This window comes from Streptomyces sp. OZ13, from assembly GCF_052068155.1.
Taxonomy (GTDB): Bacteria; Actinomycetota; Actinomycetes; order Streptomycetales; family Streptomycetaceae; genus Streptomyces.
The window spans coordinates 156470-169588 of record NZ_JBQHCZ010000012.1 but is presented as its reverse complement, the minus strand read 5'-3'; the positions used below and the strand labels follow the sequence as shown (position 1 = coordinate 169588).

14 protein-coding genes and 2 tRNA genes are annotated in these 13119 nt (G+C 71.1%); 6 read left to right on the top strand and 10 right to left on the bottom strand.

Annotation, left to right across the window (positions count from 1 at the left end):
- The first annotated feature begins 8 nt into the window (after nt 1-8).
- Both ACTMTU_RS25165 and ACTMTU_RS25160 read left to right on the top strand, forming a co-directional pair.
- Nucleotides 9-1235 (top strand): pyridoxal phosphate-dependent aminotransferase, encoded by a 1227-nt coding sequence (locus ACTMTU_RS25165; RefSeq protein ID WP_005313638.1) that lies wholly within the window; start codon nt 9-11, stop codon nt 1233-1235.
- 119 nt (nt 1236-1354) lie between these two features.
- Nucleotides 1355-2383 (top strand): adenosine deaminase, encoded by a 1029-nt coding sequence (locus tag ACTMTU_RS25160; RefSeq protein WP_364586441.1) that lies wholly within the window; start codon nt 1355-1357, stop codon nt 2381-2383.
- A 40-nt stretch (nt 2384-2423) separates the two neighbouring features.
- Here ACTMTU_RS25160 and ACTMTU_RS25155 read toward each other — a convergent pair whose 3' ends face one another.
- Nucleotides 2424-3038, bottom strand: coding sequence for a TetR/AcrR family transcriptional regulator (locus ACTMTU_RS25155; protein ID WP_441265746.1), 615 nt, complete (start codon nt 3036-3038; stop codon nt 2424-2426).
- Nucleotides 3039-3128: 90 nt separating this feature from the next.
- On the opposite strand from ACTMTU_RS25155, the gene ACTMTU_RS25150 reads away from it, so the two are divergent.
- Nucleotides 3129-3761, top strand: coding sequence for an NAD(P)-dependent oxidoreductase (locus tag ACTMTU_RS25150; protein ID WP_441265745.1), 633 nt, complete (start codon nt 3129-3131; stop codon nt 3759-3761).
- 46 nt (nt 3762-3807) lie between these two features.
- Here the strand turns inward: ACTMTU_RS25150 and ACTMTU_RS25145 are convergent, their stop codons facing one another.
- From ACTMTU_RS25145 to ACTMTU_RS25110, 8 genes are all read right to left on the bottom strand, one after another.
- Nucleotides 3808-4863, bottom strand: coding sequence for a UDP-N-acetylmuramate dehydrogenase (locus ACTMTU_RS25145; protein WP_441265744.1), 1056 nt, complete (start codon nt 4861-4863; stop codon nt 3808-3810).
- 68 nt (nt 4864-4931) lie between these two features.
- Nucleotides 4932-6386, bottom strand: a complete 1455-nt coding sequence (locus ACTMTU_RS25140; protein ID WP_441265743.1) for an MFS transporter — start codon at nt 6384-6386, stop codon at nt 4932-4934.
- 80 nt (nt 6387-6466) lie between these two features.
- Nucleotides 6467-7018 carry a TetR/AcrR family transcriptional regulator gene (locus ACTMTU_RS25135; RefSeq protein ID WP_441265742.1) on the bottom strand — a complete coding sequence of 184 codons (552 nt, stop codon included), beginning with the start codon at nt 7016-7018 and terminating at the stop codon, nt 6467-6469.
- Nucleotides 7019-7217: 199 nt separating this feature from the next.
- A complete protein-coding gene (locus ACTMTU_RS25130) occupies nt 7218-7646 on the bottom strand; it encodes a MaoC family dehydratase (protein ID WP_441265741.1) in 429 nt (142 codons plus the stop codon).
- Nucleotides 7646-8098, bottom strand: a complete 453-nt coding sequence (locus tag ACTMTU_RS25125) for an FAS1-like dehydratase domain-containing protein (protein ID WP_441265740.1) — start codon at nt 8096-8098, stop codon at nt 7646-7648. Before ACTMTU_RS25125 ends, ACTMTU_RS25130 begins: the two co-directional genes overlap by 1 nt.
- Before the next feature lie 115 nt (nt 8099-8213).
- Nucleotides 8214-8378: a 50S ribosomal protein L33 gene (rpmG, locus tag ACTMTU_RS25120; protein ID WP_003956487.1), complete on the bottom strand. Its 165-nt coding sequence runs from the start codon at nt 8376-8378 to the stop codon at nt 8214-8216.
- Nucleotides 8379-8464: 86 nt separating this feature from the next.
- Nucleotides 8465-8537: transfer RNA gene (locus ACTMTU_RS25115), tRNA-Met, on the bottom strand.
- Nucleotides 8538-8583: 46 nt separating this feature from the next.
- A tRNA-Thr gene (locus ACTMTU_RS25110) sits at nt 8584-8656 on the bottom strand.
- A 331-nt stretch (nt 8657-8987) separates the two neighbouring features.
- Between ACTMTU_RS25110 and ACTMTU_RS25105 the strand changes: the two genes are divergently transcribed.
- The 3 genes from ACTMTU_RS25105 (at nt 8988) to ACTMTU_RS25095 (ending at nt 11805) form a co-directional block, all read left to right on the top strand.
- A complete protein-coding gene (locus ACTMTU_RS25105; RefSeq protein WP_441265739.1) occupies nt 8988-10220 on the top strand; it encodes an amidohydrolase family protein in 1233 nt (410 codons plus the stop codon).
- 272 nt (nt 10221-10492) lie between these two features.
- Nucleotides 10493-11149 carry an SDR family oxidoreductase gene (locus ACTMTU_RS25100; protein ID WP_441265738.1) on the top strand — a complete coding sequence of 219 codons (657 nt, stop codon included), beginning with the start codon at nt 10493-10495 and terminating at the stop codon, nt 11147-11149.
- A gap of 146 nt (nt 11150-11295) precedes the next feature.
- Nucleotides 11296-11805, top strand: coding sequence for a GyrI-like domain-containing protein (locus tag ACTMTU_RS25095; protein ID WP_441265737.1), 510 nt, complete (start codon nt 11296-11298; stop codon nt 11803-11805).
- 1054 nt (nt 11806-12859) lie between these two features.
- Here ACTMTU_RS25095 and ACTMTU_RS25090 read toward each other — a convergent pair.
- A complete protein-coding gene (locus ACTMTU_RS25090) occupies nt 12860-13117 on the bottom strand; it encodes a hypothetical protein (protein ID WP_441265736.1) in 258 nt (85 codons plus the stop codon).
- Between the last annotated feature and the right edge of the window lie 2 nt (nt 13118-13119).

The window sequence follows — 13119 nt, the reverse complement described above, 5'->3', positions numbered from 1 at the left end:
TGGGCCGTATGAGCGCTGCAACCCCTCCCACCGAGCGCCGGGTCTCCGCGCGCATCGGCGCGATCTCCGAGTCCGCGACCCTCGCCGTCGACGCCAAGGCCAAGGCCCTCAAGGCCGCCGGGCGTCCGGTGATCGGCTTCGGCGCCGGTGAGCCCGACTTCCCGACCCCCGACTACATCGTCGAGGCCGCCGTCGAGGCCTGCCGCAATCCGAAGTACCACCGCTACACGCCCGCCGGCGGTCTGCCGGAGCTGAAGAAGGCCATCGCGGAGAAGACGCTGCGCGACTCCGGGTACGAGGTGGACCCGGCCCAGATCCTGGTGACCAACGGCGGCAAGCAGGCGATCTACGAGGCGTTCGCCGCGATCCTCGACCCGGGTGACGAGGTCATCGTCCCGGCGCCGTACTGGACCACCTACCCCGAGTCGATCCGTCTCGCGGGCGGCGTGCCCGTCGATGTCGTGGCCGACGAGACCACCGGCTACCGCGTCTCCGTGGAGCAGCTGGAGGCCGCGCGCACGGAGAAGACCAAGGTCGTCCTCTTCGTCTCGCCGTCCAACCCGACCGGTGCCGTCTACAGCGAGGCCGACGCGCGCGCGATCGGCGAGTGGGCCGCGGAGCACGGTCTGTGGGTGCTGACCGACGAGATCTACGAGCACCTCGTCTACGGCGACGCGACGTTCACCTCGCTGCCCGCCCTCGTCCCGGCGCTGCGTGAGAAGTGCATCGTCGTCAACGGTGTCGCGAAGACGTACGCCATGACGGGCTGGCGCGTGGGGTGGATCGTCGGCCCGAAGGACGTCGTGAAGGCGGCCACCAACCTCCAGTCGCACGCCACGTCGAACGTCTCCAACGTGGCGCAGATCGCCGCCCTGGCCGCCGTCTCCGGGGACCTGGACGCCGTCGCGAAGATGCGTGAGGCCTTCGACCGCCGCCGGCAGACGATCGTGCGGATGCTCAACGAGATCGACGGTGTGGTCTGCCCGACCCCCGAGGGCGCCTTCTACGCCTACCCGTCGGTGAAGGGCCTGCTGGGCAAGGAGATCCGCGGCCGTCGTCCGCAGTCCTCCGTGGAGCTCGCGGCCCTGATCCTCGACGAGGTCGAGGTGGCCGTCGTCCCGGGCGAGGCCTTCGGCACGCCCGGCTACCTGCGCCTTTCCTACGCGCTGGGCGACGAGGACCTGGCCGAGGGTGTCTCCCGGATCCAGAAGCTGCTGGCCGAGGCCCGCGACTGATCCCCTCCCTCGTGCGACGGGCCCCCGGCTTCGGCCGGGGGCCCGTTTCTGTGTTCGGGCAAGAACCCGATCGGGGAAAGGGGCTGCCCCGTTCCGGTCGTCTTTGGCAGGATCACTCAATGGAGCGCGAACGAGACGTCAGCCTGCTGCCGAAAGCCCATCTGCACCTGCACTTCACCGGGTCGATGCGGCCCACCACTCTTCTTGAGCTCGCCGACAAGCACGGCGTGCATCTTCCGGAGGCGCTGACCGGGGGCGAGCCGCCGAAGCTGCGCGCCACGGACGAGCGCGGGTGGTTCCGCTTCCAGCGGCTGTACGACATGGCCCGCTCCTGCCTGCGCGATCCCGAGGACATCCAGCGGCTGGTGCGTGAGGCGGCGGAGGAGGACATCAGGGACGGCTCGGGCTGGCTGGAGATCCAGGTCGACCCGACCTCGTACGCGCCGCGGCTCGGCGGTCTGATCCCTGCGCTGGAGATCATCCTCGACGCCGTGGACACGGCCTCCCGGGAGACCGGGCTCGGGATGCGTGTGCTGGTCGCGGCGAACCGGATGAAGCACCCGCTGGACGCCCGGACACTCGCCCGGCTGGCGGTGCGCTACGCGGACCGCGGCATCGTCGGATTCGGGCTCTCCAACGACGAACGGCGGGGCATGGCGCGGGACTTCGACCGCGCCTTCGCCATCGCCCGCGAGGGCGGGCTGCTGGCGGCCCCGCACGGCGGCGAACTGACCGGACCCGCGTCCGTACGGGACTGCCTCGACGACCTGCGTGCCTCGCGGATCGGCCACGGTGTGCGGGCGGCGGAGGATCCGCGGCTGTTGCGCAAGCTCGCCGAGAGGGGCGTGACCTGCGAGGTCTGCCCGGCCTCCAACGTGGCGCTCGGCGTCTACGAGAAGCCGGAGGACGTGCCGCTGCGGACGCTGTACGACGCCGGGGTCCCCATGGCGCTCGGCGCGGACGATCCGCTGCTGTTCGGCTCCCGGCTGGCGGCACAGTACGAGCTGGCCCGCCGCCACCACGCCTTCACGGACCAGGAGCTCGCGGAACTGGCCCGCCAGTCGGTGCGGGGTTCGGCGGCGCCCGAGGACATCAGGCAGAAGCTGCTGGCGGGGATCGACGACTGGCTGGCGTCTCCGCCGGCCTGAGGCCCGCCGCCGGCGCCGGCACGGCCCGGCGGTACAGCGCTCAGCGGGCGTCGCCGGTGGTGGCGATGCCCCGCAACAGCGTGCGCGCGAGACCCGCCGCGAACTCGTCGAGCGGCTGCGGCGGCCGGTGGCCCGCGGTCATGTCGTAGGCGAAGGCGCGCTGCGCGCAGGCGCCCAGGAGCAGGGACGCGGCGGCGTGGGTGTCGGCGTCCGGGCCGATGCGGCCGGCGGCCTGTTCGGCGCGCAGATACGCGTCGAGGCCCTCGATGGGCTTGTGCGGACCCGTTCCCATCTCGCGCATGGCCTCTTCGTGCCGGCGCTTGAGGCGGGGTTCGGCGTACAGCGACGCCGCCATGGGGAAGGTCTTCTCATAGAAGAGGGCCGCTTGGCGGGCGATCTCGGTGAGGTTCTCCTCGACGCTCGCGCCGCCCGGATCGGCGGCCAGCTCGGCCAGCAGCGGGCCCAGCTTCGGCAGCCGTTCCTGGAGCACGGTCACGAACAGCTCCTCCTTGCCCGTGAAGTGCTTGTAGAGCGCAGCCTCCGAGCAGCCGGCCGCCTTGGCGATCTCCTTGGTGGTGGTTCGGGCGAGACCGATGGAGAGCATCAGGTCGCGCGCCGCGTCGATGATGCGGACGCGGGTGGGCTTCTGGTCCATTCGCGCTCCAGAACAGGCTTGACGGGTGGGTGAGTACCCACCCACCATAGAGGTGAGTGAACACTTACCCACCCGAGGAGGGTGTGCCCCATGAAGCTCACAGTGTTCGGCGCGACCGGCGGCATCGGCGGGCAGATCGTCAGGCAGGCCCTGGCGGCGGGCCATCGGGTGACGGCCGTGGTCCGCGATCCGGCGCGTTTCACGGTCACCGGGGAACGGCTCGAGGTCTTCCGCTCCGGACTGGACGACCCGGAGGCACTGCGCGAAGCCGTGGCCGGACAGGACGCGGTGCTCTCGGGTCTCGGCCCCCGCAGGCGGTCCGACGCCGGCATCGCCGCCCGCCTCACCCGCTCGGTGCTGGCCGCGATGGAGGCCGAGGGCACGCGGCGGCTGCTGGTCGTCAGCGCGGCGCCGCTCGGCAGCGCACCGGAGCGGGAGCCGCTGCGGGACCGCGCGATGATGTCGGTCGTGGGGGCGGTACTGAAGCCCGTCTACGACGATCTGCGTGTCATGGAGGGCGAACTCGCGCGATCGGCGGCCGACTGGACCGCCGTACGGCCGCCGAGGCTGCTCGACAAGCCACTGACCGGCAGGTACCGCGTCGCGGTCGGCGGCAATCCGCGCAGCGCCCGGATGATCGGCCGGGCGGACGTGGCGCACGCGATGCTCGCGATGACCGACGACCCCGCCACGCTCAGGCAGGCCGTCGGCGTCGCCTATTAGATCTTCGGGCTCGAGAGGTCCTGTCGGGTCGCGGACATCCGGAGGCTCAGAGGCTGACGCCGACCGTCACCGGCTCGTTGACCAGCGTCACGCCGAACGCGTCGCGCACGCCGTCCACCACCTCGCGGGCCAGGGCCAGCAGGTCCTCCGTCGTGGCCTGCCCCCGGTTGGTGAGGGCGAGCGTGTGCTTGGTGGAGATGCGTGCGGGCCCGGAGCCGTAGCCCTTGGTGAATCCGGCCTTGTCGATCAGCCAGGCGGCCGACGTCTTGGTGTGCCCGTCGCCCGCCGGGTAGGCGGGCGGGGCGACGCCGTCGCCGAGCCGGTCGCGGACGCGGGCCAGGAAGGTTTCGTACTCGGCGGCGGTGAGGATCGGGTTGGTGAAGAAGGAGCCGGCAGACCAGGTGTCGTGGTCGTCGGCGTCGAGCACCATGCCCTTGCCCGCGCGCAGGGCGAGCACGGTCTCACGGGCGGTGGCGGCCGGGACCCGGTCGCCCACCTCGATCCCGAGGGCACGGGCGGTCTCGGCGTACTTCACGGGCGCGGACAGGCCACCGGCGTCCTCGAGCTCGAAACGGACACGCAGCACGACGTAGCGGTCGGGTTCCTGCTTGAAGCGGCTGTTGCGGTAGGAGAAGCCGCAATCGGCGTTGGGAAGGACCACCGTCCCGCCGTTGCGGCGGTCGTACGCGACGACCTCCGTGATCGTCGACGAGACCTCCTGGCCGTAGGCGCCGACGTTCTGGATCGGGGTCGCGCCCGCGGAGCCGGGGATGCCGGCCAGGCACTCGACGCCGCCGAGCCCCGCTTCGACGGTGCGGGCGACGGCGTCGCTCCACGTCTCCCCCGCGGCCAGCTCCAGGCGCGTCCCGTCGAGGTCGAAACCGCTGGTCGCGATGCGCAGCGCGGTGCCGTCGAAGCCCTTGTCGCCGATCACCAGGTTGCTGCCGCCGCCGATGATCAGCAGCGGCGTGCCGGCCTCGTCCGCCTCGCGCACGGCGGCGATCACCTCGTCGTCGGTGGTGGCGACCACGAGGCGGGTCGCGGGACCGCCGAGCCGGAAGGTGGTCAGGGGGGCGAGGGGGGCATCGTGGAGTTCCTGCACGGGGACAAGAGTACGGTCCGTGGCCCCGGCTCTCCGGCGGGGCCACGGACCATGCGGGTACGCGGGGGTCAGACGGCGACGGGTTGGCGGCTGCTCTCCGTGGCCGCGGCCGGGGATCCGGACAGAGTGCCGTCCGGCCTCGTACGCCCGCCGGGGATCAGCAGGGCCACCAGCGCGGCGGCGGCCAGAGCCCCGGCGCCGATCCACACCGCGGGCACCGTGCCGTCGGAGAAGGCCTGCGGGGACTCGTAGCCGCCCTGGGCGGCGAAGACCGCGCCGAGCACCGCGATACCGAGCGCGCCGCCGACCTCGCGGAGGGCGTTGTTCGCACCTGAGGCGATGCCCTGCTCCGACGGGCGGACGCTGGACATGACCACACTGGCGGCGGGCGCGAAGTAGAGGGCCATGCCGACGCCGCTGATGACCAGTGCGGGCAGCTGGGCGGTGTAGGAGACACCGGGCTCGAGCACCAGCGCGAAGAGCGCGAGGCCGAGGGCCTGGAGCGCCAGGCCGGCAGTGACCACCGGGCGCCCGCCGATCCGGTCGGACAGGAGACCCGCGACGGGTGCGACGAGCAGCGACATGCCGGTCCAGGGCAGCATCCGCAGCCCGGCCTCGGTGGGCGAGTAGCCGGCCACGCCCTGGAGGAACTGGCTGAGCAGGAAGATCGAGCCGAACATGCCGAGGAACATCAGCAGGCTCGCGACATTGATGCCGAAGAAGGCCCGGCTGCGGAAGAGACGCATGGGCAGCATGGGCTTCTTCGCGACGGAGCCGTACCAGGCGAAGGCGACCAGGAGCACGGCGCCCGCGATCAGGCAGAACAGGATCCGGGGGCTGGTCCAGCCGTCGGCGTTGCCGTTGACGAGCCCGTAGACGATGCCGAAGAGGCCTCCGCTGACGAGCAGGGTGCCGGGGACGTCGAGCCGGGCGTCAGGGGCGTAGGACTCTTGCAGGCGCAGGCGGGCGAGCGGCAGCAGGAGCAGTCCGATCGGGACGTTCAGCCAGAAGATCCACTGCCACGAGATGTGCTCGGTGAGAGAGCCGCCGATCAGCGGGCCGGTGGCGACGGCCACGCCGGTCACGGCACTGAAGAGTCCCAGCATCGCCCCGCGGCGGGCGGCCGGGACGGCGGCGGTGAGCAGGGTCAGCGTGAGCGGCATCATGATCGCTGCGCCGACGCCCTGGACGGCCCGGGCGGCGATGAGCGCGTCTATGCCGGACGCGAGCGCGGCCGCGGCGGACGCACCCGTGAAGATCGCCAGGCCGGTGATGAACAGCCGGCGGCGGCCGAAGCGGTCCCCCAGGGCCGCACCGAACATCAGCAGAACCGCGAAGGTGAGCGTGTAGGCGCTCACCGTCCACTCAAGATCTTCCAGGCCGCCGCCCAGGTCCTCCCGGATGGAGGGGAGGGCGGTCGTGACGACGAGGTTGTCGAGGGCCGCCATGAAGCCGGCGACGCTGGTGATGACGAGTGCCCAGACGGCGCCGGTGCGCCGTGCGGGCTGCTGGTTCTGGTTCACTGCTCCCCCAGGGGTTAGTTATCGATGACTAACTTTCGCGGGCAAGGAAGTGCACGGGCCGCCCATGAGCGTGGGCCCCCTCAGTCCTGGACCGGTCGCGCGGAGAGGTAGAAGCCGGACCAGATGCGGTGCTCCGCGGGGAAGCCCATCGAGACGAGAACGTTGACGAGCATCCCGTAGGCCAGGAAGGTCGTGGTCTCGTTCACGTCGGCACCGAGGTGCAGATGGACGGTCTCCCACAGCTCCATCCAGTCGGCCCGCACCTGCTCACCGAAGGCGTGGTCGTCCGCCGCCTCGGCGGCCGCCACCGCGACGTACGTCTGCATCTGCATCAGCAGCTTCTCGGGGTCGTCCGCGATGAGGCGCTGGTACGCGGCAGCCATCGCACCGAGGGCCTCCTCCCCCTCGAGCCCTTCGGCGGCCGCGCTGAAGACACGCCGGGTGTCCTCGAGGCACCGCGAGGACGCGGCCAGGAAGATGGCCTGCTTGTTCGGGAAGAGACGGAAGAGGTACGGCTGGGAGACGCCGACGCGCTTGGCGATGGCGTCCGTCGAGGTGCCGTTGTACCCGGCGCGGGAGAACTCCGTGATCGCGGCACGGATCACGCTCTCGCGTCGCTCTTCTGCACTCATCCTGACCATGCGACGAAGTTATTGGCCAATCACTAACTTGTCAAGCCGAGAAGCCGGCTTCCGGCCGGACGAGCCCGCACGGGGGCCTATGCGTAAGGGGCGCCCCTCCTTGGAGGGGCGCCCCTTACAACGCTTGTGCCGGCTCCGCCGCGGGCGTGTACTGCTCCGCTGCGGAGTGTGCTCCGGCCCCGCGGGCGGCTCAGACGAGCTGCACGACCGCGCGGGACATGCCCAGGACCTTCTGGTCGTCGCTGGTCGCGACCAGGTCCACGCGCACCCGGTTGTCGTCCAGCTTCGCCGCGACCTTGGCGCTGACCTCGATCAGCGCGCCCTTGTCGTCGTTCGGGACGACGACGGGCTTGGTGAAGCGGACGCCGTACTCGACGACCGCGCCCGGGTCGCCCACCCAGTCGGTCACGACCCGGATCGCCTCGGCCATGGTGAACATGCCGTGCGCGATCACGTCCGGCAGCCCGACCTCTGTGGCGAACTTCTCGTTCCAGTGGATCGGATTGAAGTCGCCGGACGCGCCCGCGTACCGCACCAGCGTGGCGCGCGTCACCGGAAAGCTCTGCGCCGGCAGTTCGGTGCCGGCCTCGACGTCCGCGTAAGAGATCTTCGCTGCCATCACGCCTCCTCGGCGGCGCGGGCCACCAGCTTCGTCCAAGCGGTCACGACCAGTTCACCGCTCTCGTCGTGCACGTCACCGCGCACGTCCAGGATGTCGTTGCCGGCGAGGGACTTGATGGCCTCGATCGTCGAGGTGACCGAGAGCCTGTCGCCCGCGCGTACCGGCCGGGCGTACGCGAACTGCTGCTCGCGGTGCACCACGCGGCTGTAGTCCAGCCCCAACTGCGGGTCCTGGACGACCTGCTCGGCCGCGCTGAAGGTGATCGTGAAGGCGAACGTCGGCGGAGCGATCACGTCCGAATGCCCGAGCGCACGGGCGGCCTCACGGTCGGTGTAGGCGGGATTCGAGTCCCCCACCGCGGCGGCGAACTCCCGGATCTTCTCCCGGCCCACCTCGTACGGCGCGGTGGGCGGATACGTCCGCCCCACGAACGACTGGTCGAGCGCCATGGACTGGTCCCTCCTGATATTGATCACAACTGAATGCCGGCCGCCGGACGAACGGCGGTACGGCAAACGACACGAGGCCGCCCCCAAAGGGGACGGCCTCGTATACGAGCCTTATTCAGCGCGTTTCGCGGTGCGCCGTGTGCGAGTTGCAGCGCGGGCAGTGCTTCTTCATCTCAAGACGGTCCGGGTTGTTACGCCGGTTCTTCTTGGTGATGTAGTTCCGCTCCTTGCACTCCACGCAGGCCAGCGTGATCTTCGGGCGGACGTCGGTGGCAGCCACGTGAGTGCTCCTTGGACGGATAGGACGGATGAACGCATAAAAGAGTAGCCGATCGGAGGACCGACCCCACAATCGGCTACTGTGTGTAGCGGTGACCGGACTTGAACCGGTGACACAGCGATTATGAGCCGCTTGCTCTACCGACTGAGCTACACCGCTGCGATGCAGGGTTCCCTCGCCCGAAGGCGAGGTCACTCGACATCAGAGCCCCAATACGGAATCGAACCGTAGACCTTCTCCTTACCATGGAGACGCTCTGCCGACTGAGCTATTGGGGCGAGCGATGAAGACATTACACGGTCCCTCGCCGATCGCCCAAATCCGTTTCCTTGCGCCGGGCCGGCCCTCCTCACGGCCTGTCCGCACGGCCCCCGGTCCCTCCCCCGCGCACCCCTCCTCCGCAGGCCCGCGACGGCACCCCGCCCGCCCCGTACGCCACTTACGACCACACCGGTACGACTATTGCGCTCCTCCTCGAAGCGCACCGCGAGCGCCCCTAGGCTCGATGCACGCTGTGTGATCCTCTCCGGCTCCCACGCCACGGCTCCCACACCGCCCGGGCAGTGTGCGCGACCGCCGTCCGAGCCCGACCGCCCCACCAGGAGCGCGATGCCCGACAGCCAGCCGCAGCCGCCCGGCGGCGCCAACGCGGACACCGCCGCGCTGCTGCTCTGCGGCGCGAGGCTCACGGACGGTCGCACGGTCGACGTACGGCTCAGTGGCGGCCGCATCGAGGCCGTCGGCACCGCGGGAAGCCTCCCGCCGCACTCCGCCCGGGTGGACCTCACCGGCTTCCTGCTGCTGCCCGCACCGGCCGAACCGCACCTCCACGGCGACACGGCACTCAGCGCGGAGACCCCCGGCCCCGTCTCGTACGACACGCAGGACGTCCAGCGGCGCGCCACAGAGGCCGCGCTGCTCCAACTGGGCCACGGGGCGACGGCGCTGCGCTCCCACGTACGGATCGGGGACGTCCAGGGCCTCGGCCCGCTGGAGGCGGTGCTCCAGGCCGGGCGGTCCCTGCGCGGTCTCGCCGATCTGACCGCGGTCGCCGTACCCAGGCTGCTGACGGGCGTGGCCGGCGCGGACGGCCTGGCCCTGTTGCGGGACGCGCTCAAGATGGGTGCCGGCGTGGTGGGCGGCTGCCCCGACGCCGACCCCGATCCCACCGGATACGTGGAGACGGTCCTGGGGATCGCCGCCGAGTACGGCTGCCCCGTCGACCTGCACACCCACGGCAACGACCCGGCGCGGCTGGCGCGCCTCGCCGCCATGGCCGGCGGGCTGCGGCCCGGCGTCACGGTCGGTCCGTGCGCCGGTCTCGCCCGGCTGCCCAGGGAGATCGCGTCCAGGGCCGCGGACCAGCTGGCGGCCGCGGGCGTCACCGTGGTCTCCCTGCCGCAGGGCGGCTGCTCCGGCGTCGAACAGCGCGGCAACGCGCCGGTCCGGCTGTTGCGGGCGGCGGGCGTGCGGGTCGCCGCGGGCAGCGGGGCGCTGCGGGACGTGTGCAACCCGGTGGGCCGCGGGGATCCGCTGGAGGCCGCGTACCTCCTGTCGTCCCAGGCGGGGATGCGGCCCTCGGACGCCTACGGCTGTGTCGCGGGCACGGCCCGAGAGGTGATGGGACTGCCCCCGGTACGGGTCGAGGCCGGCTTCCCGGCGGAGCTGCTCGCGGTACGGGGTGAGCGGATCTCGGGCGTGCTGTCGCTCGCGTACAGCCGGATCGTCATCCACCGCGGACGGGTGGTCGCCCGCACGAGCGCGGTGCGTGAGTACTGCGACTCCGCGGCGGCCGTCGCCCTCGAACTCCCGCGCCAGGGACGGCCGGACCCGGGGCCCTGACGCTTCCGCCGGCGGTACGGGCCGGGGCCCGGAGAGGTCCACTCGCGGTACGGACCCGGGGCCCGGAGGGGGTCCACTCGCGGTACGGATCGGGGGCCCGGAGAGGCCCACTCGCGGTACGGACCCGGGGCTCGGAGGGGGTGCGCCCACGGTAGGGAGCTGGGCAGCGGGGGCCGAGGCAGGTACGCGTTTCGGCCGCGTTCCGGCCATCGGGGGCGTGTCCCCCTCCGGTCCTTGCGCATGCTCGGTGCTTCGGACGTAACGTCGTATGCATGCGCATTGTCATCGCAGGAGGACACGGTCAGATCGCGCTCCGTCTCGAGCGGCTGCTCTCCGCGGGCGGACACGAGGTCGCGGGCATCATCCGCGATCCGAAGCAGGGTGACGACCTGAGGGCCGTCGGCGCCGAACCGGTGTTCCTCGATCTGGAGAAAGCCTCCGTGGAGCAGGTCGCGGCCGTGCTCCAGGGCGCGGACGCCGCGGTGTTCGCCGCGGGAGCGGGCCCCGGCAGCGGCACCGAGCGGAAGGACACGGTCGATCGCGGCGCGGCGGTCCTCTTCGCCGACGCGGCCGAACGGACGGGCGTACGGCGGTACATCGTCGTCTCCTCCATGGGCGCCGACGCCGAACACAAGGGCGACGACGTCTTCGACGCCTACCTGCGGGCGAAGGGCGCGGCGGACGACTACGTACGGTCCCGGCCCAATCTGGAGTGGACGATCCTGCGGCCCGGCGCACTCACCAACGACGCGGGGAACGGGATGGTGCGGCTGGAGGTCTCGACGGGACGCGGCATGGTGCCGCGGGACGATGTGGCGGCCGTGCTCGCGGAGATGGTGGAGACGCCGGCGACTGCGGGACTGACGCTGGAACTGGTCAGCGGTTCGACTCCCGTCACCGTCGCGGTGAAGGACATCGCGGGGAACTGACCGGCCCGCCGACGGCCGGTCGTTCGCCGGGTCTCTCACCTGAATTCCCGTCATGGATCGCGGTGACGGGTCTCGTGGTGGACCGCGTGATGGACTGCTTGACGAATCCGCGATGAATCCCCGTTGCCCATAGGGTCTTTGAGGTCATGAGCAATCACACACAGGAAGTCCGGCCGGTGATCGTGGAGCGCGGCGAGCAGCTCTACGCCTATGTCCGCGGCTCCGTACGCATGGACGCGTTCGCCCTGATCGCCGACCGGCTGCCCGAACTCGTCAACTGGCTTGCGGGCAACGGCGCGGAGTTCGCCGGAGCGCCGTTCTTCCGTTACAACACCCTCGACATGGAGGGCGAGTCGGTCGTCGAGGCCGGCATGCCCGTCGCCTCCGCCCCGGAGCCCGAGGGTGACATCGGCGTGGCCGTACTGCCGCCGGGCCGCTATGCGACGGTCACCCACGTCGGTCACCCGGATCAGCTGGTCGGTGTCGTCACGGCGATGAACGAGTGGGCGGGGCGGGAGGGCCTTGAGTGGGACATGACGGTGGTCGACGGTGTCGAGCACTGGGCGTGCCGGACGGAGACGTACAAGACGGATCCCCGGGTGGAGCCGGACATGTCGAAGTGGGAGATCGAGCTGGCGTTCCGCCTGGCCGACTGACGGGCGTCGCGGTCGGCCCGTACGACGACGGCCCGCGGCCGCCCGCACGCCGCCGCCTCGGGCGACCCGGCCTACGGGCGGCTGCGGGCACCACGGGGGTGTCGCGGCCGCCCGAGGTCGGCCGCGCAGGGGGCGCGGGCGTCGAGGTCTGTGGTGCGGGGCGCAGAGATCTGGGCGTGGGGCGTCGAGGTCCACGGCGGAGCCGTCAGCGGCGGCGGGCCTTGTTCGACGGCCCGACGACGATGGCCCCTGGCCTGCGTTTCCGCAGATCAGGGGCCATCTCTTCGCGTGGCGGCGCCAGGATTCGAACCTGGGTAGGCTAAGCCGACGGATTTACAGACGTCTGTTGTCCGCGTGCTTGTACCCCCTCTGACCTGGGGCGGAGCTGGCAGCGCACTCGGTGCGCGGACCTGCCGTCCACGTCTCGTCCACGGCAGGCTCAGAGAGGCGCTAGCGGAGTCGCCTCCGGCGACACGACCCACAGGGTCGGCTTCGCCGACGGGCTGCAACACCGGGGGCTGGTGTTGCAGCCGTCTTTGACCGGACAGCCCGGACACCTGCTCTCAGAGCTGTCCGGCCCACATCCGCTGGTCAGAGCCTCAACCGGACAGCCGGACAGGCCGGACACTAGTGGTCAGAGACTGAGCGTTTTCGGCGGAGCCGCTCCAGGGTGAGGACGGCCGCGGCGATTGACGACATTCGATTCGGGCTGCATCGCGCCCTGCGGAAGATCCGCCAGGACTTCAGTCGTGCGACGCCGCGCTCGCCCGTTTCGAGTGGGCGTTCAGGCAACCCGGCCGTTATCTGCACGCGTCCCAGGTCTGGCAGCCCGGACTGGAGGTGGAGTATGCCCGCGATGATCTGAAACAGGTCATGCTTCACCTCCCTCGCGGTGCCCAGCACAATCTCGGCCGGCTGACTGCTCGTATCGACGATGAGTTCGAGCGTCGCACTCTGCCGAACCCTGGGCCGGTGAACGCCTTCACGGTGGGCGGCTGGTGGTGGTCAGGATCCGTGAGCGCTGACGCTGCTCACGAAGCCTCGTGCGCCCAGGTCAGCTGGTGGCCAGCTGTTGTTCGGCGCGGACCCGGAGCGGTGGCCCGACGCCTACCGGACGGCCGTCGTCGAGGGGCTCTTCATCAACGGGGACAACCAGGTCGACGCGTACCCGGCAGCGAGCGTGGACTGCTCCGCCGAGCTCTTGCAGCACCACAGCGATGCGGCCGGCGTACTCGCGGAACTGCGTCGGCTTCTCGAAGCCGCCTCCTTGGCTTCGTTCACGTCCAGCGACAGCATTGAGTTGCGGCAGCATCT

What these genes read in the sequence shown, in the direction of transcription:
- ACTMTU_RS25125 (WP_441265740.1), bottom strand. Translation starts at nt 8,098, where the DNA reads ATGGCGCTCGACCAGTCGTTCGTGGGGCGGACGTATCCGCCCACCGCG.
- ACTMTU_RS25105 (WP_441265739.1), top strand. Translation starts at nt 8,988, where the DNA reads ATGCCCGACAGCCAGCCGCAGCCGCCCGGCGGCGCCAACGCGGACACC.
- ACTMTU_RS25135 (WP_441265742.1), bottom strand. Translation starts at nt 7,018, where the DNA reads ATGAGTGCAGAAGAGCGACGCGAGAGCGTGATCCGTGCCGCGATCACG.
- ACTMTU_RS25165 (WP_005313638.1), top strand. Translation starts at nt 9, where the DNA reads ATGAGCGCTGCAACCCCTCCCACCGAGCGCCGGGTCTCCGCGCGCATC.
- ACTMTU_RS25160 (WP_364586441.1), top strand. Translation starts at nt 1,355, where the DNA reads ATGGAGCGCGAACGAGACGTCAGCCTGCTGCCGAAAGCCCATCTGCAC.
- ACTMTU_RS25155 (WP_441265746.1), bottom strand. Translation starts at nt 3,038, where the DNA reads ATGGACCAGAAGCCCACCCGCGTCCGCATCATCGACGCGGCGCGCGAC.
- ACTMTU_RS25100 (WP_441265738.1), top strand. Translation starts at nt 10,493, where the DNA reads ATGCGCATTGTCATCGCAGGAGGACACGGTCAGATCGCGCTCCGTCTC.
- ACTMTU_RS25095 (WP_441265737.1), top strand. Translation starts at nt 11,296, where the DNA reads ATGAGCAATCACACACAGGAAGTCCGGCCGGTGATCGTGGAGCGCGGC.
- ACTMTU_RS25090 (WP_441265736.1), bottom strand. Translation starts at nt 13,117, where the DNA reads ATGCTGCCGCAACTCAATGCTGTCGCTGGACGTGAACGAAGCCAAGGA.
- ACTMTU_RS25150 (WP_441265745.1), top strand. Translation starts at nt 3,129, where the DNA reads ATGAAGCTCACAGTGTTCGGCGCGACCGGCGGCATCGGCGGGCAGATC.
- ACTMTU_RS25130 (WP_441265741.1), bottom strand. Translation starts at nt 7,646, where the DNA reads ATGGCAGCGAAGATCTCTTACGCGGACGTCGAGGCCGGCACCGAACTG.